General features: G+C 71.0%; 14 protein-coding genes. 4 read left to right on the forward strand and 10 right to left on the reverse strand.

The window, feature by feature from the left end:
• Positions 1-24: 24 nt before the first annotated feature.
• From J0911_RS05835 to J0911_RS05845, 3 genes are all read right to left on the reverse strand, one after another.
• Complete coding sequence (locus J0911_RS05835) at positions 25-1,368, reverse strand: extracellular solute-binding protein (RefSeq protein WP_207274526.1); 1,344 nt, start codon at positions 1,366-1,368, stop codon at positions 25-27.
• Positions 1,369-1,444: 76 nt separating this feature from the next.
• Complete coding sequence (locus J0911_RS05840) at positions 1,445-2,308, reverse strand: carbohydrate ABC transporter permease (RefSeq protein ID WP_207274527.1); 864 nt, start codon at positions 2,306-2,308, stop codon at positions 1,445-1,447.
• On the reverse strand, positions 2,308-3,222 hold the full coding sequence (locus J0911_RS05845; protein WP_207274528.1) for a carbohydrate ABC transporter permease: 915 nt from the start codon (positions 3,220-3,222) through the stop codon (positions 2,308-2,310). The genes J0911_RS05840 and J0911_RS05845 overlap by 1 nt, the downstream gene beginning before the upstream one ends.
• Positions 3,223-3,342: 120 nt before the next feature.
• On the opposite strand from J0911_RS05845, the gene J0911_RS05850 reads away from it, so the two are divergent.
• A complete protein-coding gene (locus J0911_RS05850) occupies positions 3,343-4,395 on the forward strand; it encodes a LacI family DNA-binding transcriptional regulator (RefSeq protein WP_207274529.1) in 1,053 nt (350 codons plus the stop codon).
• 21 nt (positions 4,396-4,416) lie between these two features.
• On the opposite strand, the gene mmsB is transcribed toward J0911_RS05850, so the two are convergent.
• From mmsB to chvE, 3 genes are all read right to left on the reverse strand, one after another.
• Positions 4,417-5,583: a multiple monosaccharide ABC transporter permease gene (gene mmsB, locus J0911_RS05855; RefSeq protein WP_207274530.1), complete on the reverse strand. Its 1,167-nt coding sequence runs from the start codon at positions 5,581-5,583 to the stop codon at positions 4,417-4,419.
• Complete coding sequence (gene mmsA / locus J0911_RS05860; RefSeq protein ID WP_207274531.1) at positions 5,580-7,130, reverse strand: multiple monosaccharide ABC transporter ATP-binding protein; 1,551 nt, start codon at positions 7,128-7,130, stop codon at positions 5,580-5,582. Before mmsA ends, mmsB begins: the two co-directional genes overlap by 4 nt.
• A 77-nt stretch (positions 7,131-7,207) precedes the next feature.
• Positions 7,208-8,344 (reverse strand): multiple monosaccharide ABC transporter substrate-binding protein, encoded by a 1,137-nt coding sequence (gene chvE / locus J0911_RS05865; protein WP_207274532.1) that lies wholly within the window; start codon positions 8,342-8,344, stop codon positions 7,208-7,210.
• A 140-nt stretch (positions 8,345-8,484) separates the two neighbouring features.
• Here chvE and J0911_RS05870 point away from each other — a divergent pair, with 140 nt between their 5' ends.
• Together J0911_RS05870 and J0911_RS05875 are read left to right on the forward strand one after the other, a co-directional pair.
• Entirely contained in the window at positions 8,485-9,651 is a 1,167-nt protein-coding gene (locus J0911_RS05870) for an ROK family transcriptional regulator (protein ID WP_307864935.1), read from the forward strand.
• A 15-nt stretch (positions 9,652-9,666) separates the two neighbouring features.
• Positions 9,667-10,443, forward strand: coding sequence for an ATP-binding cassette domain-containing protein (locus J0911_RS05875; protein WP_307864936.1), 777 nt, complete (start codon positions 9,667-9,669; stop codon positions 10,441-10,443).
• On the opposite strand, the gene J0911_RS05880 is transcribed toward J0911_RS05875, so the two are convergent.
• Entirely contained in the window at positions 10,421-10,927 is a 507-nt protein-coding gene (locus J0911_RS05880) for a GNAT family N-acetyltransferase (RefSeq protein ID WP_207274533.1), read from the reverse strand. The two genes, J0911_RS05875 and J0911_RS05880, sit on opposite strands and share 23 nt — an antisense overlap.
• A gap of 94 nt (positions 10,928-11,021) precedes the next feature.
• Here J0911_RS05880 and purU point away from each other — a divergent pair, with 94 nt between their 5' ends.
• The gene (purU, locus tag J0911_RS05885) at positions 11,022-11,882 is read left to right on the forward strand and encodes a formyltetrahydrofolate deformylase (protein WP_307864937.1); all 861 of its coding nucleotides are present in this window, start codon (positions 11,022-11,024) and stop codon (positions 11,880-11,882) included.
• 28 nt (positions 11,883-11,910) lie between these two features.
• Here purU and J0911_RS05890 read toward each other — a convergent pair whose 3' ends face one another.
• The 3 genes from J0911_RS05890 to J0911_RS05900 form a co-directional block, all read right to left on the reverse strand.
• On the reverse strand, positions 11,911-12,264 hold the full coding sequence (locus tag J0911_RS05890; RefSeq protein WP_207274534.1) for a DUF3671 domain-containing protein: 354 nt from the start codon (positions 12,262-12,264) through the stop codon (positions 11,911-11,913).
• A gap of 63 nt (positions 12,265-12,327) precedes the next feature.
• Entirely contained in the window at positions 12,328-17,868 is a 5,541-nt protein-coding gene (gene pulA, locus J0911_RS05895; RefSeq protein ID WP_207274535.1) for a pullulanase-type alpha-1,6-glucosidase, read from the reverse strand.
• Between the two features lie 109 nt (positions 17,869-17,977).
• Positions 17,978-21,673, reverse strand: coding sequence for an ATP-binding cassette domain-containing protein (locus J0911_RS05900; RefSeq protein ID WP_207274536.1), 3,696 nt, complete (start codon positions 21,671-21,673; stop codon positions 17,978-17,980).
• Positions 21,674-21,746: the final 73 nt, after the last annotated feature.

Here is a 21,746-nt window from a genome sequence, read left to right on the forward strand (position 1 = left end):
CCTCGGCCCGGCCGGCGGCTCCACTCAGTCGGCGACCGTGAAGCCCTGGTCGGTGCCGTACTTCTCGTTCTCGGCCTGCCACGCCGCCAGGCCGTCCGCCAGGCTCGTCTCACCGAGCCACGCCTGGCCCGCCGTGTCGGCGAAGATGTCGTTGGCGTAGGACTGCCACGGCAGGTACTGCCAGCCCTCGACGACGCCGTCCGCGCCGCCCGCGAGCACCTCGTTGATCGCCTGGCCGCCGAAGTACTCGGACTCGTACCCGAGGAACTCCTCGGACTCGAGCTGCTTCACGGTGGCGGGGAACCCACCGGTCTCCATGAACGCCTCGATCGACTCGTCGCTCGAGTTGAGCCACTTGAGGAAGCCGACACCGAGCAGCTTGTTCGGCGCGTCGGCGGGCACGACCTCGGCCGAGCCGCCGTTCTCGGCGTTCACCGGGGTGCCGTCGTAGGTCAGCATGGGGGCGACCCGCCAGTCGCCGGCGCCGTCGGGCACGCCGGACTCGAGGATGCCCGGCCCCCAGGCGCCGAACGTGATCGAGGCGATGGTGCCGTCGTTGAGGGCCGCGTACCACTCGTCGGTCCACCCGGGGATGTCGCAGAGGATGTCGGCGTCGATGACCTCCTGGTACATGTCGGCCCACCGCATCGTGCCCTCGTCGGCGAGGTCGATCGTGACCTCCTCACCCTCCGTGCGGAACGGCTGTCCGCCGGCCTGCCAGATGAGGCTCGTGGTGAGGCCCGGGTCGCCGGTGTCGTTGCCGATGCAGACATCGGGGTCGGCCGCCCTCAGCTCCTTGCCGGCCTCGAGGTACTCGTCCCACGTGGTGGGGACGTCCACACCGTGCTCGGTGAACACCGCGTCGTTGTAGAAGAACGCCATGGGCCCGCTGTCCTGGGGCAGGCCCCAGATCCCGTCGTTCTGGGAGACGGCGCCCCAGGTCGACGGCGTGTACAGGTCCTCGAGCTCACCGAACCCGTACGCGGTCAGGTCCGTGAGCTGACCGGGGAGCTGGTACTGGAGCAGCGACTGGTACTCGAGCTGCACGACGTCCGGCACCCCGTCACCGGCCGCCAGCGCGTTCTGCAGCTGCTGGTTGTTGTCGGCGGCGCCCGACGTGTCGACCAGGTTCACGGTCACGTTCGGGTAGGCGGTCTCGAAGGCCTCGATCTGCTTCTCGGCCTGCGGTGTCCACGTCCAGTAGGTCAGTTCGCCGCCCTCCTCGAGCGCGGCCTCGATCTCCTCGGCCGTGGCGCCCTCGCCGGCTTCGCCCGTGCCCTCGGAGGAACCCCCGCAGGCGGCGAGGGTGCCGGCCAGGGCCAGCCCGGCGCCGGCGGCCAGCACCCGGCGCATCGTGTGGTTCTTCATGACATTCTCCGCATCGTTGTCGTGAGTGGTGTCAGTGGGTGGTGTCGGTCGATGGCGCGCCCGGCGGCCTCGCCCGTCACTGCTTGACCGATCCCGTGCTCAGCCCGGACTGCCAGTAGCGCTGCAGCACGAGGAACACGACGACGATCGGCACGATCGTGAGGAAGGCTCCCGTGATCACCAGGTGGAACACGGGCGCGGCGCCGATACCGGACGCGTCCGCGAGCCATCGGTACAGGCCGAGGGTGAGGGGGTAGAGGTTGGGGTCGTTGAGCATGATCAGCGGCAGGAAGTAGTTGTTCCAGGTCGCGACGATCGCGAACAGCGCGACCGTGACGATCCCCGGGACCAGGAGGCGCAGGGAGATCGTGAAGAACGTCCGCAGCTCGCTCGCGCCGTCGACCCGGGCCGCCTCGAGGAGCTCCGTGGGGACGGCCTCCGCGGCGAACACCCACATGAGGTAGAGGCCGAACGGCGACACCAGGGAGGGCAGGATGATCGCCCACATGGTGTTCGTCAGCCCGAGCTGGCTGAACAACAGGAACGTGGGGACCGCCAGCGCCGTGCCGGGGACGGCGATCGCCCCGAGGACGACGGCGAACACCGCGTTGCGGCCGCGGAACCGGTACTTGGCCAGACCGTAGCCTCCCGCTGTGGCGAGCAGCGTGGCACCGCCCGCGCCCACCACGACGTAGACCAGGGTGTTGAGGAACCAGCGGGAGAAGATCCCGCCGTCGTACGTGAACACCTGGCCCAGGTTGTCGAACAGCGCGAAGCCCTCGCCGAACCACAGGCCGAACGACCCGAGCAGGTCCGGCTGGTCCTTGGTGATGCTGAACAGCAGCCAGGTCAGCGGCAGCACCGAGTAGACCAGCAGGAAGCCGAGCAGCACGGTGAGCGTGATCGACCGGCGGGGGCGGGAGTAGGAGTATCCGGCCATCAGCTGTCCCTCCGCATGCCGCGCAGCTGCACGAGGTAGGCGATGCCCGCCGTGATGACGCCCATGACGATCGCGACCGTTGCCGCGTAGCTCACCTGGTTGCCCTGGAAGCTCAGCGTGTAGGCGTAGATGTTGGGCGTGTACGACGTCGGGATGAGGTTCGGCACCAGCCCCTTGAGGATCTGCGGCTCGTTGAACAGCTGGAAGCTGCCGATGATCGAGAAGACCGTGGCGATGACCAGCGCGCCTCGCACGGCGGGCAGCTTGATGTGGCGGACGATGCGGAACTGGCCGGCACCGTCGATGGCGGCCGCTTCGTACGTCTCGGCGGGCACCGTCTTCAGCGCGGAGTACAGGATCAGCATGTTGTAGCCGACGAACTCCCACGTGACGATGTTTCCGATCGACACCAGGAGCCACTGCTTCGTGTAGGGGACGAGCAGCTCGAACCCCGCGAGGTCGTTCAGCGAGCCGGTCAGGCCCACGCGGTCGGAGTACATGAAGCCCCACATCATCGCCGCGACGACGCCGGGCACCGCGTACGGCAGGAAGAGCCCGATCCGGAAGAGCCTGCGCCCGTGCAGGCGACCGGAGTCGATGGCGAGCGCCGCCACGAGGGCGATCGCCAGCATGACCGGCACCTGGACCGCGAGGAACAGCATGACGCGCAGGGCGCCGTCCCAGAACTTGGGGTCCACGAACACGGCCGCGTAGTTGTCGAGCCCCACGAACCGTGTGCCGCCGACGAGCTGGGTACGGAACAGGCTGAGATACAGGGAGTAGGCCAGCGGGGCGACGAAGACCAGCGCGAACGCGACCAGGAACGGCGTCACGAAGCCGGCTCCGGCGCGGGACACGCGGGCACTGAGCCGGCCGCCACGGCGCGGCCGGGGTATCGGTGGTGCTGCGGACATCCTCGTCCTCTCGCCTCGGTTGTCGGGCATCGCGATTGTTGCGCACGGGGCACTGTTAACGCAAACATCGCGGGCGGGAACTCCTCCGCGGATCGAGCCCGCGCCCAGTATGGTCAAGGCATGAACGAGTCCCGTGGCAGTTCAGAGGCCCGCCGGCGGCGGCCGGCACCTCCCGGTCCGTCGATGACCGACGTCGCCGCGCTCGCCGGGGTCTCGGCCCAGACGGTCTCCCGGGTCGCGCGGGACGAGCCCACGGTGCGGCACGAGACCGCGTCACGGGTGCGGGCCGCGATGGCGCAGCTCGGCTACACCCCAAACCGCGCGGCACGGGCCCTGCGGTACGGGCACTACGGAACGGTCGGGATGATCGCGCACCGGCTGGCCCGTACGGGCGAGTCGCGCACGGTCGAGGCGGTGGTCGAGGCGGCCCAGGCCGAGGGGTACACGGTGACGTTGGTCGACATCGCCTCCCCCGCGCCGCACGACGTCTCCGCGGCCGTCGCGCGACTGTCCCACCAGGACATCGACGGGCTGATCATCGTCCGGGCGGAGAGCGCGACCCCGGACACGCTGGCGCTGCCGCCGCACCTGCCGGTGGTCGTGTCCGACTCGCGGTTCGTGGGGCACCATCCCGCCGTCGCGGCCGACCAGGCCGGCGGGGCGCGGGCCGCCGTCGGGCACCTGCTGGAGCTCGGACACCGCACCGTGCATCATCTGGCCGGGCCGCAGGACTCGACACCGGCCCGGCAGCGGGAGGAGGCCTGGCGGGCCGCGCTCGCCGAGGCCGGCGCGGCGGTGGTGCCCGCCGTGCGCGGCGACTGGAGCGCCGCCTCCGGCTACGACGCCGGAACCGTGCTGGCCGCCGACCCGGAGGTCACCGCGGTGTTCGCGGCCAACGACCAGATGGCGGCGGGCCTGGTGCGCGCCCTGCACGAGGCAGGACGTGCCGTCCCGGGAGACGTGTCCGTGGTCGGGTTCGACGGGATCGAGCTGTCCGCACAGCTCTGGCCACCGCTGACCACGGTCGAGCAGGACTTCGGGGAGATCGGGCGGCGGCTGGTCGACCTGCTGCTGCGTCAGGTCCGCGACGGCGAGAACCTGGCGGACACCCACGCGGTGGTCCCGGTCCGCCTGGTGGAACGCGAGTCGACGGCCCCGCCCCCGGCCGGCTGAGCCGGCCGGGGGGCCGGCGCGTCAGGCGTAGGCCCGCCGACGCTTGCTGACGACGTCGAGGGCGACCGCCAGGAGCAGGACCAGGCCCTTGATGGTCTGCTGCCAGGCGGAGTCGACCGCCAGGATGGACAGGCCCATGTTGAGCACGCCCATGATGAGTGCGCCGATCATGGCGCCCGAGATCTTGCCCACGCCGCCACGCACGGCGGAGCCCCCGATGAAGCAGGCGGCGATGGCGTCAAGCTCGTAGAGCTGACCGGCCGCGGCCAGGCCGGCGCCCGCGCGCGCCGTGGTCACGACGGCGGCCACGGCGGCCAGGAGACCCATGTTGACGAAGATCATGAAGTCGGTGACCCGCGTCCGGACGCCGGACAGCTGCGCCGCGTGCCGGTTGCCACCCACGGCGTAGATGTGCCGCCCGAACACGGTCCGGTTCAGCACGAACGTGAAGATCATGATGAGGCCGCCGACGATGAGCAGCACGATCGGCGTGGCCCGCAGCGCGAGCCAGTAGGCCACGACGCCGATGAGCCCGACGACTACGACGTTCTTCACCAGGAAGATCCCCATCGGCTCGACCGCGAGGTCGTGCTTGATCAGCCCGCGGCGGGCACGCCACTGCGAGAGGACGAACGCGGCCATGCCGATCACCCCGATGAGGAGTGTCACGCCGTCCAGGTTCCCCAGGAACCCGAGCCACGAGGGCAGCTCGCCGCCGGCGATCGCGTTGAACGCGTCCGGCAGGCCCGCTCGGGTCTCGCTCACCAGGACGATCGCGAGCCCTCGGAAGATGAGCATGCCGGCCAGCGTCACGATGAACGCGGGGATCCCCACATAGGCGACCCAGAAGCCCTGCCAGCAGCCGACGAGGAGGCCGAGCACCAGGGCGAGCGCGACGGCGACCGGCCACGACCAGCCCCAGTCGGCCATCATGATCGCCGCCGCCCCGCCGATGAACGCGACCACGGAGCCGACCGACAGGTCGATGTGGCCGGCGACGATCACCATCACCATGCCGATGGCGAGGATCATGACGTAGGCGTTCTGCTGGATCAGGCTCACGACGTTGCTGGGGTCGAGCAGGCGTCCCCCGGTGAGCACCTGGAACAGGGCCACGATCGCGAGCAGGGCGATGACGATCCCGTACTGCCGGGCGTTGCGACCCAGGTATTCCGTGATCTCGTTCATCGGGTCTTCTCCATGGTCATGTAGCGCATGAGTTCTTCCTGTGTCGCCCGCTCACGCGGGACCTCGCCGGTGATCCGGCCCTGCGACATCGCGTAGATGCGGTCGCACACACCGATCAGCTCGGGCAGCTCGGAGGAGATCACGATCACTGCCTTGCCCGCCTCGGCGAGCTGGTTGACGAGGGTGTAGATCTCGTACTTCGCGCCGACGTCGATGCCGCGCGTCGGCTCGTCGAGGATGAGCACGTCGGGGTCGCTGAAGACCCACTTGGACAGCACCACCTTCTGCTGGTTGCCGCCCGAGAGCTGGCCCACGACCGACTCGACGGTCGGGGCCTTGATGCCGAAGTCCCGCCGGTAGCGCTCGGCGACCGCGGCCTCCCGCTCGCCGCGGATCACACCCATCCAGTCCATGAGCTTGCCCAGTGCCGAGGACGAGATGTTCTCGCGGATGGTCTGGATGAGGTTGAGCCCCAGGCTCTTGCGGTCCTCGGTGGTGTACGCGAGGCCGTGGCGGATGGCGTCGGACACCGTGCGGATGCGGATCTCCTCGCCGTTCTTGTAGACACGCCCGGAGATGCCGGTGCCCCACGACCGGCCGAACAGGGACATGGCGAGCTCGGTCCGGCCGGCGCCCATCAGGCCGGCGAGGCCGACCACCTCACCAGCCCGCACGTCGAGGTTCGCGGAGTCCACGATCACCCGGTCGGTGTCCACCGGATGGTGGACGGTCCAGTCCTCGATCCGCAGCACCTCGTCACCGATCGTCGCCTTCCGCGCGGGGAACCGGTGCTCGAGCGAACGCCCCACCATGCCGCGGATGATCCTGTCCTCGGTCACGGGCTCGGCACCGTGCAGGTCGAGGGTCTCGATGGTCTGCCCGTCGCGGATGACGGTGACCCGGTCGGCGACCGAGGTGATCTCGCCCAGCTTGTGGCTGATGATGATGCACGTCATGCCCTGGTCGCGGAACTCGCGCAGAAGGCCCAGCAGGTGCTCGGAGTCGTCGTCGTTCAGCGCGGCGGTCGGCTCGTCGAGGATCAGCACGTCCACCTTCTTGGACAGCGCCTTCGCGATCTCCACGAGCTGCTGCTTGCCGACGCCGATCTCCGACGGCGTGATCTCCGGGTTCTCGGCCAGCCCCACACGGGAGAGCAGGTCCGCCGCCGCGCGGTGGGTGCGGTTCCAGTCGAGCACGCCGGCTCCGGCCTTCTCGTTGCCGAGGAAGATGTTCTCGGCGATCGATATCTGCGGGATGAGCGCGAGCTCCTGGTGGATGATGACGATCCCCCGGTCCTCGCTGTCCCGGATGCCGCGGAAGGCGACGGGCTCGCCGTCGAACACGATCTCGCCGTCGTACGAGCCGTGCGGGTAGACGCCGGAGAGCACCTTCATCAGTGTCGACTTCCCGGCTCCGTTCTCGCCGCAGATCGCGTGGATCTCGCCGCGCCGCACCCGCAGGTTCACGTCCTGCAGGGCCTTCACGCCGGGGAACTCCTTGGTGATCCCCAGCATCTCGAGGACGACGTCCTCGTCTTTCTCAGTCATCCGAATCTCCTGTGCCCGACGGCGGTCGTGGGTGGGGGTCCCGGCGGGGCGCGCGGCCCCGCCGGGACCTCCCGGCGTCACAGACCCAGGTCGGACGCCTCGTAGAAGCCGGACCCGACGAGGACGTCCTCGATCTCGTCCTTCGTCACGACCTGCGGCTCGAGGAGGTAGGACGGCACCACCTTGACGCCGTTGTCGTACGTCTCGGTGTCGTTGACCTCGACCTCCTCGCCCGCCACGATCTGGTCGATCATCGTGGCGACCTGGTCACCGAGCGTGCGGGTGTCCTTCCAGACCGTCATGGCCTGCTTGTCCTCCAGCATGTTCTTCACGTTGGCCTCGTCGGCGTCCTGGCCGGTGATCAGCGGCCAGTCACCGCCCGGCTCGTAGCCGGCGCCCTCGAGCGCCTGCTGGATGCCGAGTGCGAGCGAGTCGTTCGGGGACAGGACGACGTCGACCTTCTCGTTGCCCTCGTAGAACGAGTTGAGGCGGTTCTCCATCTCGGACTGGGCCCGGGAGGACTCCCAGCCCTGGATGCCGATGCTCGTCCACTCGTCGACGCTCGCGGGCGCCTTGCCCGACGGAACCTCCAGCACACCCTCCTCGACGTACGGGGAGAGCACGTCCCAGGCGCCCTTGAAGAAGAACCGGGCGTTGTTGTCGTCCGGCGAACCGGCGAACGGTTCGAGGGTGAACGGCCCTTCCTCGCCGTCCTCGAGCCCGAGCTCCTCCACGATGAACTCGCCCTGGAGGGTTCCCACGAGCTCGTTGTCGAACGTGGCGTAGTAGTCCACGTTCTCCGACTCGTTGATCAGACGGTCGTACGCGATGACCGTGATGTCGTTCTCGGCGGCGTCCTGCAGCACGGGGGCGAGGGCGGTGCCGTCGATCGACGCGATCACGAGGATGTCGGCGCCCTCGTTGATCATGTTCTGCAACTGGGTGATCTGCTCGTCGACCTGGTTGTCGGCGTACTGGAGACTGGTCTCGTACCCGGCGTCCTGCAGCAGTTCGTCCAGGTGCGCCCCGTCGTTGTTCCACCGCTCCAGCGAGCGGGTGGGCATCGCGATGCCGACCAGGGTGTCCTCCGGGCTCCCGCCCGAGGCCTCTTCCTCCCCACCGGCGCGCTCGGCGCTGCACGCACCCAGGGCCCCGACGGTGAGCGTGGTGGCGGCCAGGGCCGCGGTGATGCGTCCGAAACGGCGCAGTGACATCGTCGTCTCTCTTTCCTCGTCGAAATGAGTCGAGCGGGACGCTAGCACGATGCGTTAGGCGATCAACCCCATCGACCGGGATCGTGACCTTTTTGTGTTCGAGTCCCTAACTCAAGCGCGTTCCGGGTTAGAGTCCGAACGTGCAGAGGAGCCCCACGCCCGGCTCGGCGACCTCCATGCGGGAGGCCAACCGGGCGCGCATCGTCGACGCGGTGAAGCGGTACGGCGGGCTGACCCAGGTCGAGCTCGCGGCAGCCACCGGCGTCTCGACGGCGACCGTGTCCACGATCGTGCGCGAGCTCCTGGCCGCCGGTGTCGTCGAGACCCACTCGACCTCCCGGTCCGGTCGCCGCGCGACCCGGGTGACGATGGCCCGTCAGCTCGGTCTCGTGGCAGGCGTGCAGGTGGGCCCCCGGGCCCTGCGCGTCGCCCTGAGCGACCTCGCGCTCGACGTGGTGGCGGACCAGTTCCTGCCCCTGCCACCGGACCACCGGGTCGACACCACCCTGGACCGCGCCGCGCTGCTCGTCATGGACCTGCTGGACCAGGTGGGAGCCGACGTCGAGGAACTGCTCGCCCTCGGCCTGGCACTCCCGGCGCCGGTCGAGGCCGCCACCGCCGAGCTGACCGTGCGGGGTGCCATGCGCGGCTGGGAGGACGCGGAACTCGCGCCGGTCCTGTCCCGCCGGATCTCCCGGCCGGTCCACGGGGACAAGGACGCCAACCTCGGCGCGATCGCCGAGCACGACCTCGGCGCCGCGCGCGGGCTGCGCGACGTCGTGTACGTCCGCATCGGCCACACCACCAGCGCGGGCCTGCTGATCGGCGGACACGTCCATCGCGGCCGGGCCGGTACCGCCGGCGAGATCGGGCACGTCCAGGTCGACCCTGCCGGCCCCGTCTGCCGGTGCGGCAACCGGGGCTGCCTCGACACGGTGGTCAGCGCGCCGGCCCTGCTCGGCATGCTCCGCGCCAGCCACGGTGATCTCACCGTGCACGACCTCCTGTCCCACGCGGCCGACGGCGATCCCGGGTGCCGCCGTATCCTGGCCGACGCCGGCCGTGCCGTCGGCCAGGCGGTCGGCGACCTCGTCACGGCGCTCGGTCCGGAGTCGGTGGTCGTGGGCGGCGAGCTGGCGGCGGCCGGCGGCGTCCTACTCGACCCGCTGCGCGAGGCCGTCACCGCCCGGGCGGTCCCGACCGTGCGGGGCGCCGTGCCGGTGGTCCCTGGTGAGCTGGGCGACCGAGCCGACATACTGGGCGCGCTCGCCCTGGCACGCCGCAAGACCCAGATCGAACTGGCCTGAAGGAGGCACGACGACGTGATCCGCTCCCAGCCCGTGCTCTCCGCACGTGCCGTGCACAAGTCCTTCGGCCCCGTCCAGGCACTCGACGGCGTCGACCTGGACGTCCACGCGCACGAAGTCGTCGCCCTGGTCGGTGACAACGCGGCCGGGAAGTCGACGCTCGCCAAGGTCGTCGCGGGCGTCCTCACGCCCGACGCCGGCACCGTCACCGTGGACGGCAATCCGGTGCCCCCCGGTTCCCCTGCCTCGGCGCGCGCTCTCGGCGTGGCGACCGTCTTCCAGGACCTCGCCCTCGCGGAGAACCTCGACGTGGTGCAGAACCTGTTCCTGGGACAGGAGATCTCCGGCAAGGGTGGGCTCGGCCTGGACGAGGCGGCCATGGAGAACCGGGCCCGCGAGATCCTCGAGTCGCTCACCTCGCGTATCCCGTCGGTGCGCACCCCGCTGTCCGCGCTCTCCGCCGGCCAGCGGCAGACGGTGGCCATCGCCCGCACCCAGCTCGGCTCCCCGAAGGTGGTGGTGCTCGACGAGCCGACCGCGTCCCTGTCCGTGGCTCAGACGGCAGAGGTCCTCACGCACATCCAGTCCCTGCGGGACCTCGGCCACGGCGTGATCCTCATCAGCCACAGCCTGTCCGACGTGCTCGCCGTCGCCGACCGCGTGGAGGTCCTGCGGCACGGCCGGAACAACGGCTCGTTCGCCGCGGGGGAAGCCAGCCACGAGGCAGTCGTGGCCGCGATCACCGGTGCGACGCGGTTGCCGCGCCGCGCTACGCCGTCGTCTCGTCCTTGACCTCGACGGATCCCAGCACGCGCCGCAGGTAGGTGTAGGTGAGGTCGCCGGCGGCCTGGTCGTACTGCTCCTCGTAGCCGTGCTTCGTGTAGAGGGACAGGTTCTGCTTCGAGTCCTTGCCGGTGAACACCCAGATCTCCGTGATCTCCGGCGGCAGGTACGGCGCGACGCCGACGAGCATCTGCGTGCCGATCCCGCGGCCCTGCTTGTCCGGTGCGACGGCGAGCCGGCCGAGCGTCGCCTTCTGCCCCTCCAGCTCCACGCGGATCGAGCCGATGAGGCGGTTGCCCTCCCACGCACCGACGGTGACGATGTCGTCCCGGGCCATGTCCTCCCGCAGTTCGTGGAGGGTCTGGGTGAGCGGCGGGATGTTCGGGTCGTCGTAGAGCTGCGCCTCGGTGACGAACGCGGCTCGGCGGAGGGTGAGAAGCTCGCCCGCGTGGTCGTCGTCGACCAGGGCGATCGTCGTGGGTGCGTCGCTCATGGGGCCATGGTGGCAGAGTTGCGTCGCCGACGCGCCCATGGCCGCCGAGTGGGACGTGCGCGCGGACGACCGGCGTCGGACATACGCTTCCCGGGTGACCCCGCAGACCGCACCGACCCACTGGATCCTCACGCTCTCCTGCCCCGACGGCCCCGGCATCGTGCACGCCGTCGCGGGGATGCTCGCCGAGCGCGGCGGCAACATCACGGAGTCGCAACAGTTCGGAGACCCCTACTCGGGACGGTTCTTCATGCGGGTCCAGGTCGAGTCCGCGGCGTCGCGACGGGACCTGACGTCGGCCGTCACGGACCTGGCGGCACGGTTCGACATGACGTGGAACCTGGACACCGCCGGGCGCCCGATGCGCACGCTCGTGCTGGTCTCGAAGGCGGCGCACTGCCTGGTGGACCTGCTGTACCGGGAACGGTCGCAGCACCTGCCGATCGACGTCGTCGGCGTGGTGGGCAACCACCGAGACCTGGAGGACATCGCGCAGTTCTACCGCAAGCCCTTCCACCACGTGCCCGTCACGAAGGACACCAAGCCGGAGTCCGAGGCGGCGCTGCGGGGCCTCATCACCGAGACCGGCGCGGAGCTGGTGGTACTGGCCCGCTACATGCAGATCCTGTCGGACGAGATGTGCCGCGACCACGCCGGGCGCATCATCAACATCCACCACTCGTTCCTGCCGTCCTTCAAGGGCGCGGGCCCGTACCGGCAGGCGCACGACCGCGGCGTCAAGATCATCGGTGCCACCAGCCACTACGTCACGGGCGACCTCGACGAGGGCCCCATCATCGAACAGGACGTGGAGCGGGTGGACCACACGCACACCATCGACGACCTCGTCCGTATCGGCGAGGACACCGAGCGCCGCACCCTGGCCCGTGCCGTCCGCTGGCACGCGGAGCACCGGGTGCTGCTGGACGGGCACCGCACGGTGGTCTTCCGCTGAGCCGGGCTCAGCGGAAGACCGAGCCGGATCAGCTGCAGGTGTACGTCACGCCGTCGACGACGTGCTCACCCGGGCCCAAGCTACCGCAGACCTGCTCCATCGCTTCCGTGCCCACGTTGATGGCCAGCACGATGCCGATGACCGCGGCGACGATCCCGAGCACCATCAGCACGATGCTGACGATGATGCCGCCCTTGGCCAGGCCGTTCTGGAAACCGGCCTCCTTGGACTTGTTGCGCGCGATGATCGACACGATCAGGCCGATCAGCGGGAACAGGATCGCCAGGACCAGGCCGACGACGCCGAGCGTCTTACCGGGATCCTCGGCACCGGCCACCGCCTGCTGACCGTAGGGCTCGGGCGGCTGGGGAGCGTGCGTCATGATTTCCTCTCGTCTTACGCCAGTACTGTGCGCCAGGAGCCTGCCACAGGAACGGTCCCGTGGCTACGACCACCACGGATGAACGCCCCGGGGTGGGGAGTTCTCCCCATCCAGCAGCACCGCCACCGTACGGGCGGGCACGGTCGCCGTCCCCGTCCCGGCGTCCCACGCGGTTCGCCGCACGACGTCGTCCACGCCGTCCGCCTGGACCGGCGAGAGGCGGTAGTCACGGCCGGCCAGTTCGGGCAGCTCGACCGTCGCGTCGTCGGGCGACGCGTTGAACACGACCAGCGCGCCGTCCAGGGCGGGGTCGGCGTCGACCTGCCCGGCCAGGTCGTCGACCGACATCGCGATCACGCCCGGCAGGTCCTCCGCGCCGGCTCCCGCGGCCGTCCCCGGGAACGTCACCTTCTCCTGGATCAGGTCCGCGGAGCCGAGCCGCAGCAGGTCGGTCGACCCGCGCAGCTCGAGCAGTTCACGGGCCTGCGCGGAAGCCAGCGCGATGTCCTCGGGTGACGGCTTGAGGTCCGCGTCCGCGAGAAGCGGTGCCTGGTAGGGCCACTTGTCCTCGTTGTCGGCCGCCATCGGGAGCCCGCGGCCGAACCCGTTGTCCTGCCCGGACCAGTCGATGGCGTTGAACCAGTCGCCGGAGTCGTACGAGTTCCGGTCCAGCGACTTGGAGCGCAGCAGGTCCGTCCCGGCGTGCCAGAACGAGGGCGTCTGCGCCAGCGCCGTCGTCGACAGGTTCACGGTGTTCATCCGCACCCGCTCGTCCATCGGCGTGTCCGCGGGCAGCTTGAGCGCCAGGAGGTCGAACAGCGTCTCGTTGTCGTGCGCGTCGACGTAGGTGACGACCTCCTCGGGCGAGTCCGCGTAGCCCGCGGGCGAGCCCCGGTAGTCGATCTCGTCGCCGCGCCGGACCTCGCCGTCGGACGTCACGAACTCGAAGCCGCGCAGGTTCCCCGCGAGCCCCAGCTTCACGAGGTCCGTCTGGTGCGCGAGGTCGTCGGCCTCGTCGGCACCGCCGTCGTTCACGGACCCGGCGTCGCCCAGCCGTGCCTCGCGCCCGTTCGGGTCGGTGAACAGACCGGTCCCGACGCCCTGCTGGAACAGCGTGGACCCGTCGACCGGCGAGCCGCCGTGCATCGCGTCGCGCAGGCGGTCGCTGAACGTGCCGATGCCCGTGCCGCCGAGGTTGCCCTGCGTGGCCTGCTCGAAGCGGGCGCCGCCCGCGACCTCGCCGAAGTCCCAGCCCTCGCCGTACAGGTACACGGCCGAGCCGTCGACGCCGTCGTCCTCGATCGTGAGGGCGTCCAGCGCCGCGCGGACCGCGAGCATGTTCTCCCTCGAGTGGTGCCCCATGAGGTCGAACCGGAAGCCGTCCACGCGGTAGTCGCGGGCCCAGGTCACCACGGAGTCGACCATGAGCTTCTCGCCCATCGCGTGCTCGGTGGCGAGGTTCTGGCAGCAGGTCGAGGTCTCGACGTCGCCCGACACCGCGTTCTGCCGGTGGTAGTAGCCCGGCACCACGCGGTCCAGCACCGACGTGTCCGCCTGGCCCGACGCCGTGGTGTGGTTGAACACCTGGTCCAGGATCACCTGGAGCCCGGCGTCGTGCAGCGCCCCGACCATGCCGCGGAACTCGGCGATCCGCGCTCCCCCGTCTGCCCGGCGCGCGTACGAGCCCTCGGGCGTCGTGAAGTGGTACGGGTCGTAGCCCCAGTTGAAGCCGTCGTCGGCCGAGATCTCCGCGACCGCCGCCTGCTGTTCCTCGCCGTCGGGCGCGAAGCCGGACAGGTCGCCCGTCGTCGCCTGTGCGTCCCGGTTCTCCGGGATCGTCGCGATGTCGAACGTCGGCAGCAGGTGGACGCCGGTGATCCCGGCACCGGCCAGCTCGCGCAGGTGGGTCATGCCGTCCGAGCCCTTCACCCCGAACGCTCCGTAGGTGCCGCGCAGGTGCTCCGGCACGGTCTCGTCGGCGATCGAGAAGTCCCGCACGTGCAGCTCGTAGATCGTCTGGTCGACCGCGCGCTCCACGACGGGCGCGGGCGTGGTGCGCCACTCACGCGGCTGGTACCGCTTGTCGTCCAGGGACACGACGACCGAGTGCGTCGAGTCGAGCGTCAGTCCGAGCGAGTACGGGTCGGTCACGACGTTGGTCTCGACCTGCCCGGTCTCCGGCACGTACACCTCGACCGCGTACCGGTAGCGCGCTCCGTACCAGGGATAGCGCTTGTCGGTGCGCTTGCCGTCCACCGTCCACGCGCCGTCGCGCTGCCGCTCGGCGTCGAACCGGTCGGGTTCGGCGGCGAGGTCGCGGCCGCGGGGCCAGACCAGCAGGTCGACGTCGCGCGCCGTCGGTGCCCACAGGGCGAACGAGGCCCACTTGCGGTTGGGGTGGACGACCGCGCCGAGCTCGCGGTCCGTGGCGAACAGGTCGTCGAGCACGCCCGGGACCTGCACGCCCGTGACGGCGGTGGGCTCGCCAGGGGTCTCGCCGCCGGCGTCGTACCGTTCGACGCGCAGGGCACCCCGCAGGGCCACGGCCGCCGCGTCGGTGTCCATGCCCTCTATCACGAGCGCCTGGTACCCGGTCAGGTGCGGGAAGTCCTCGGCGACATCCGCGGGCAGGTCGCCCGGCCTCAGGGCGTACGACGACGCCGCGTCGCCGTCCCCGGCGATCAGGCGCCAGTCGTCGCCCTGGCCGAAGCCCTCGGAGGGCACCAGGACAAGACCCGCGCGCACCCAGTGCGCCGCCATCTGGCCCTCGCCGGGCGTGCCGGGCTCGCCGGCCTCGACGGCGGGGATCTTGGTGACCGGGTCCCAGGTGAACGTCACCGCGCCGCCGCCCGTGCCGTACGGGACGTTGGCGCCGTCCCGCTCGCCGTCTGCGCCGTAGTTCTCCGCCCAGGTGCCGTTGACGGCGATCTTGAACTCGTAGCTGCCGGCCGGGATCTCGAAGGTGCCCGCGTACGTGCCGTCCTCCTGGAGAGTGAGGCGCGCGGCCTCGCAGTCGGGCGTCCAGTCGCCGGCGCAGCCCATCTCCGAGTTGTGGCTGCCGGGCACGGTGACCATGTCGTACGTGTCGCCGGGGCCCTCGTCGTCCACCACGCCGCTGACGTCGACGCCCACCGACCCGTACGACGACGCCGCCGCGCGGTCGCCGTCGGCGTCCCGTGTCACGGCGCGGTACTCGACGAGCGTGCCCTCGGGCAGGTCGGCGACGTCGTGGAAGACGCGCGGACCGGTGTCCTCGGCGGTGCCGAGCGCGTGCCACTCGTCGGTGCCGACCGCACGCCACGCGAAGGACGTCTCGGCCCAGGCGTCGTCGATGGCGGCCGCGACGGGGGCGGTGCCCGTCACGGCGGCACCGGCCCGGCGGGTCTCGCCGGGCTCGACGGTGATCGCGCCGGTGGTCCCGGAGGCGACCTCACGGTCCGCGACCAGCACGACGGCGGACCGCGCCGGGACGGTGAGGGTGACCTCGCCGTTCGCGTCGGCGGAGACAGGCGGCACGCCCGCGCCGTCGTCGTACAGCACGCTGTACGAGGCCCCGGGCGTCAGCGTGCTGAACGACGCCGTGGCCTCCTGCGCCGCGTTGTTCAGTGTGACCAGGTGCTCGACCTTCTCGGTGCGGTCCACGCGGGAGAAGGCGTAGACGCCCGCACCGTCCTCGGCGAAGCGTTCGATCTGGGCACCCGTGGCGAGAGCGGGGTGTTCCTCCCGGAGCGCGGCGAGGGCCGCGATGTGCTCGTACAGGGGCGCGTCCGTGTCGTAGCGGTCCTGGCTGCCGGCCTGCTCGCCGGTGACGAGAGCCTGGTTCGCGTACTCGTCCACCTGGGTGGCGAAGAGCGTCTGCCGGGCGTCCTTGTCCCCGCCCGTGCCGGCGAAGCCCTGCTCGTCGCCGTAGTAGACCACCGGCTGGCCGCGCGTCAGGTACATCAGCTCGTGGGCGAGCTCGTCGCGCTGCAACGGCTCGTCGGTGCCCGCGAGCATGTAGCCGACGCGGCCCATGTCGTGGTTGCCGAGGAACGTCGGCAGCGCCGTGGCCGAGGAGTCCGGCGTGGTGTACAGGTCGTCGCTCGCGAAGTGCCCGGCGAGGCGCTGCGCGCTGTTGCCGCTCGCGTAGCTCGTGGCCGCGGACTGGAACGCGAAGTCCAGCACGGACGACATGGCGGTCTCACGTACGTAGGGCGAGGTCTTGGCGGCGTCGGCGTCGTACACCTCACCGAACGTGAAGAACTCGTCCTTGCCCTGGGCGTGGGCGTGCTGCTCGATCTCGCTCGACCACTCCTCCCAGAACTCGAAGTTGACGTGCTTGGCCGTGTCGATACGGAAGCCGTCGATGCCGAGGTCGATCCACGCCTTGTAGATCTCCTCCATGCCGTTCACGACGGTCGGGTGTTCCGTCATGAGGTCGTCGAGCCCGGAGAAGTCACCGTAGGTCACCGACTCGCCCTCCCACGTCGAGTTGCCCCGGTTGTGGTAGAGCGTCGGGTCGTTGAGCCAGGCGGGGACCTTGAGGTCGGCGTCCTCGGGCGCGATCCGCGGGGTGTACGGGAAGCTCGTGGCCGGGTCGAGCGCCGGGAAGTCGCCCGTGCCGGCGAGGTCGGCCGGGTCGAAGGCGTTGCCGTCGGCGTCGAGGTAGGGGCGGGTGGCCTGGTCGACGTAGTCGTAGGTGCCCTCGGCGTAGTCGACGACGTCGGCGGTGTGGTTCGTGATGATGTCGAAGTAGACCTTGATGCCGCGCGCGTGGGCGTCGTCGATCAGGGCCGCGAGCTCCTCGTTCGTGCCCAGGTGCGGGTCGATGCGCGTGAAGTCGGTGATCCAGTAGCCGTGGTAGCCGGCACTGACGTCGTCGCCCTCGCCTTGCACGGGACGGTTGAGGAAGCTGGGGGTGAGCCAGATCGCCGTTGTGCCGAGGCCCTCGATGTAGTCGAGGTTCTGCGCCAGGCCCGCGAGGTCACCGCCCTGGTAGAAGCCCTTGTTCGTGGGGTCGAAGCCGGTGTCGAGCGGGCCGCCGTCGAGGCCGCCGTCGTCGTTGGACGGGTCGCCGTTGGCGAAGCGGTCCGTCATGACGAAGTAGAAGCGCTCGTCGGAGCCGGGCTGCCGGACGGGCGGGGCCACGAGGGCGTCGTCGGCCTCGGTGTAGCCACCGGCGAGGTCGAGCGGGGTGACGGCGATGCGGTGGGTGGCGTCGTCGTAGGTGACGCGGACCGTCGTCGCGCCCTCCAGGTTGAGGGGCACGTTCTCGGAACCGCCGTCGCGCCCGTACGACTCGTCCCAGGCCCCGTCGAGAGCGACCTTGTACTCGTAGGTGCCGGCGGGGAGCTCGAACTCGGCGGTGAACGTGCCGTCACCCGCCGGGTCGAGGCTCGTGGCCTGGCAGGTGGGGTGCCAGTTCTCGGCACAGCCCAGGGCGGTCTGGAGGTCGCCGACGAGCGTGGCGGACTCGGCAGCGGTCGCGTCGGCGTCGGCCGCGGAAGCGGTGGCGGGGCCGGTGGCGAGACCCGCGGCAAGGAGCGAACCGACGGCGAGGAGTGCTGCCGGGCGACGCAAGGTGCGCCCCGGACGGGGCACGCGGACAGGGGGTGCGGCGGGCATGGAGACTCCTTCGTCGTCCTCGGGGGATCCCACGCGTCAGGCTGGGCCTCGCCGACTGTAACGCTTGCAAGAACTTGCAGCAACCCGTTCACCGCGAGAACTCACGACGTCAGCCGGCCAGGTGCGACCACTTCGGAGCGAGCTCGCGCCACGGGCCGACCGCGGCCACCTCACCCTCCTCCAGGACCACCACGCGATCGGCCCGCGCCAGGGCCGCCCGCTTCGACGTCGCACCGATCACCGTCGTGCCCCGCTCGCGCAGCGCCGCCCAGAGCTCGATCTCGGTCGTGGCGTCCAGGGCGGACGACACGTCGTCGGCGAGCAGCAGCTCGGCGTCGGCGGCCAGGGCCCGGGCCAGCGCGAGACGCTGGACCTGGCCCCCGGAAAGGCGCACACCACGATGGCCGACCAGGGAGTGGGGGCCGCCGGCGTCGGCGATGTCCGGCGCGAGCCGGGCCGCCTCGACGGGGCCGTCGAGGTCCCGCTCGTGGTCCAGCCGCACGTTGTCCGCGAACGTGCCTGACAGCACGCGGGGGATCTGCGCGACGTAGGCGACCTGGCCCGGCCGCAGGAACGTCTGGGCGTCGGCCACCTCGGCGCCGTTCCAGCGGATCTCGCCGGTGTGCTCCATGAGTCCGGCCATGGACGAGAGCAGGCTCGACTTGCCGGAGCCCACCTGGCCGAGCAGCAGCACCAGCTCGCCCCGGCGCACCGTGAGGTCGACCCCGGACACGCCGATCGTCCCGTCGTCGTGGACGGCGGTGAGATCGCGAAGCTCGAGCCGGTCCAAGGGCTCGCGCGGGCCCGGAGCGGGCTGGGGTGCGGTTCCCGTGGGGAGGTCGACGCCTTCCGGCTGGTCGACGAGGTCGACCCCACCGGCGAACCGCGCGGTCGCCTTCTGCCAGTTCCGGGTACCCGGCGCCTCGGTGATCACCATGCCCGCGACCATGCCGAACCAGCCGAACCCGGCGACCGCGCCGGCCACCATCAACGTCGTCGCAAGGCTCCAGGTGCCTTGCAGAAGCAGCGCCCAGGCGACGACCACGCCGCTCTGCAGCACGACCCCGGGGACGCCCTCGAGGACCGCCTGGACCCGGTGCTCGAAGATCGCCGCCTTGACGCGCCCTCCGTCGACCCGGCGCAGGTGCGCATGCACCTCCGGCGTCCGGGCGGCGAGCTTCACCGTCCGGGCCGAGTCGAGGGCGGAGACCAGCGCGCGCCCGAACCTCGCCCGCGCCGCCGAGGACCTCGTCGCCGAACGCCCGGCGATCGGGCGCCCGATCGCCGACGCCGCGGCAGAGATCGCCATGACGCTCAGCAACACCGCGCCCACCAGCCAGGAGCGGCCGACCAGCGTCGCGACCGAGACGACGATCAGGCCGTTCACGAAGTCGATCCAGCGGTCGGTGTAGTTCACGAAGCGATCGGCGTCCATCGCACGGGCGACGATCTCGCCCGGTGGCGTGGCCGGCAGGCGCCGCTGCCTCGTCTGCCCGGCCATCACCGACATGCGGACCCGGAGCAGGATGTCGATCCACCACTTCGGGTACACGTAGATGGCGTGGGCGAGCATGATCGGCGATGCGATGAGCAGGACGGGGATCCCGATGAACTCGGCCAGCGGGATACCCTCGCCCGAGTCGATCCCCTCCACGATGCGGCCCCACAGGAACGTGGTGAGCACGCCCGCGGCGTTGATCATGCTGAACAGCAGGAAGAGCACGACGCCGAACACGCCCCAGGCGGGACGGACGAAGACCGCGTGCACGACGGTGCGCGCCAGGCTCGGCCCGTCTCCCGGGTCGTGGACCTCCGGCGGGGTTCCGCGGCGCCGCTTCGTGCCGACGCCCCCGCCTCCGGTCGCCGCGGTCCCGGGCGTCGTGGCCCCGACGCCGGGGACCCGGACGACGTCACCCGACGACGGCGATGCGGCCGCTCCGGCGGCAGCAAGCTCCGCCCCCCTGACCGGCGGGACCGTCTCCGACGCGATACCCGCGGCCGACACCACGCCGGTCGTCTCCGCCGCTCCCGGCTCCTCCTCCAGCAGGCCGTCCTCGGCGGCGTGCGAGGCACTCGCCGCCAGAAGGTCCCGGAAGGGGCCGGGTGCCGTGACGAGTTCGGCCCGCCGTCCCTGCTGGACGACCCTGCCGTGGTCGAGCACGGCCACCTGACCGGCCCGTTCGATCGTGGTGAGCCGGTGTGCGATGAGAACGCCGGTGCGCCCGGTCAGCAGCCGATCGGCGGCGGCCACGACTCGGGCCTCGGTGAGAGGGTCCATGCGTGCCGTCGCCTCGTCGAGCACGACGACCTGCACGTGGCGCACCAGCAGCCGCGCGAACGCGACGAGCTGTTCCTCTCCCGCCGACAGCCGCGTGCCGCCCGGCCCGAGCAGGGTGTCCAGCCCGTCGGGGAGTCCGTCCGCCCAGTCGGCCAGCCCGAGCTCGGCCACGGCCGCCTCGATCTGCTCCCGGGACACGTCGGCGAACAGGGCGATGTTCTCCGCGAGGGTTCCCGCCAGGATCTCGGTCCGCTGGGTCACCACGCCGACCGAGGCACGCAGTGCCTGCAGGTCGAGGTCCCGCACGTCCACGCCGCCCAGGAACACCGCACCACGCGGCGGCTCGACGGCGCGGGACAGCAGGCCTGCGAGGGTGGACTTCCCGGAACCGGTGCGTCCGACCAGGGCGACCGTCTCGCCCGCGGGCACCGCGAGGTCGACGCCCTGCAGCGCGAACGTCCCCTCGCTGTACGAGAAGTGCAGATCACGAAGCTCGAGGTCCAGCGGGGGCTCCGGGACGGGCTCGCCACCCTCCGGCTCCGGCGCGACGCCGAGCATCTGCTTGATCCTCGTGAGCGCGCCCAGCCCCTCCTGGATGTCCGGGAGGTGGTGGATCAGCATGTCGGTCTGGGCCACGAAGCCCGCTGTGACCAGGAAGAGCGTGACGAGTTGGTCGATGCCCAGGGCCCCGTCGGCGGCCAGCGCGGCGGCGACCACGGCGACCCCGGCGAGCAGGGCGTGCAGGGTGACGCCGGCGCGGCGCAGCATCCGTGACTCGACCTTGACGACGGCCTCGAGCCGGCGATGCACCTCGGCGGACAGCCCCGCGAGGCGCCGGATCGCGAACGCGCGGCCGAGGCTTGTCCGCAGGTCGTCCCGGGCGGCCACCGCCTCCTCGAAGGCCGCCGCGTGGTCCGTCCAGGCCGCCTCCTCCACGACCTTGAGCTTCACGATCCGGCTCAGCAGCCCGCGGATGAGCAGCCAGGTGAGCGCGACGAGGACGGGGAACAGGAACCAGGCGGGCCACCACTGCAGCCCGGCGATGATCCACATCGGCACGCAGCCGACCACGGAGCGCGCGGCGCCCCACATCTGCCGCCGCACGAGCTGTCCGACGGCGTGCGTGTCGTCGTCGACGCGGTCGAGGATCTCCCCGACAGCCTGCTCGTTGAGGGTGTCCAGAGGCTGATGCATGGCGGCGCGCAGCAGGTCGCCGCGCAGCCTGCCCTCGGCACGGTCCGTGACCCCGGCCCACGCCACCTGACCCGCACTGTCCAGGAACGCCCCACCGACGAGACACGCCGCCAGCAGCACGACGCCCGCGAGCGTGGCGCCTTCCGCGAGCCGCCCGGCGACCACCGCGCCGTAAGCCTGCGCGGTGACCGCGATCACCAGCGCGATCAGCGAGGTCGCCGCGACCGGACCACGCAGCCGTCGCAGGTCGAGGGTGCGCGAGGGGTCACCGGCCACGCGCTCGTCCCGGGTTTCGGTGGCGCGTCGCGGGGGAGAAATCGTTGCCTGGACCATCACCGCTCACGCTACGTCGGCACACTGACATCACCCTCCTCTTTTTTCGCCGGGCAGACGGGCCGCGTCGTCC

Origin of the sequence: Myceligenerans salitolerans (assembly GCF_017349295.1) — a bacterium.
GTDB classification, from domain to species: domain Bacteria; phylum Actinomycetota; class Actinomycetes; order Actinomycetales; family Cellulomonadaceae; genus Myceligenerans; species Myceligenerans salitolerans.

Bases quoted from the DNA above. Each gene is read 5' to 3' on its own strand.
- J0911_RS05835 (WP_207274526.1), bottom strand. From the start codon at position 1,368: ATGAAGAACCACACGATGCGCCGGGTGCTGGCCGCCGGCGCCGGGCTG.
- J0911_RS05840 (WP_207274527.1), bottom strand. From the start codon at position 2,308: ATGGCCGGATACTCCTACTCCCGCCCCCGCCGGTCGATCACGCTCACC.
- J0911_RS05845 (WP_207274528.1), bottom strand. From the start codon at position 3,222: ATGTCCGCAGCACCACCGATACCCCGGCCGCGCCGTGGCGGCCGGCTC.
- J0911_RS05850 (WP_207274529.1), top strand. From the start codon at position 3,343: ATGAACGAGTCCCGTGGCAGTTCAGAGGCCCGCCGGCGGCGGCCGGCA.
- mmsB (WP_207274530.1), bottom strand. From the start codon at position 5,583: ATGAACGAGATCACGGAATACCTGGGTCGCAACGCCCGGCAGTACGGG.
- mmsA (WP_207274531.1), bottom strand. From the start codon at position 7,130: ATGACTGAGAAAGACGAGGACGTCGTCCTCGAGATGCTGGGGATCACC.
- chvE (WP_207274532.1), bottom strand. From the start codon at position 8,344: ATGTCACTGCGCCGTTTCGGACGCATCACCGCGGCCCTGGCCGCCACC.
- J0911_RS05880 (WP_207274533.1), bottom strand. From the start codon at position 10,927: ATGAGCGACGCACCCACGACGATCGCCCTGGTCGACGACGACCACGCG.
- J0911_RS05890 (WP_207274534.1), bottom strand. From the start codon at position 12,264: ATGACGCACGCTCCCCAGCCGCCCGAGCCCTACGGTCAGCAGGCGGTG.
- pulA (WP_207274535.1), bottom strand. From the start codon at position 17,868: ATGCCCGCCGCACCCCCTGTCCGCGTGCCCCGTCCGGGGCGCACCTTG.
- J0911_RS05900 (WP_207274536.1), bottom strand. From the start codon at position 21,673: ATGGTCCAGGCAACGATTTCTCCCCCGCGACGCGCCACCGAAACCCGG.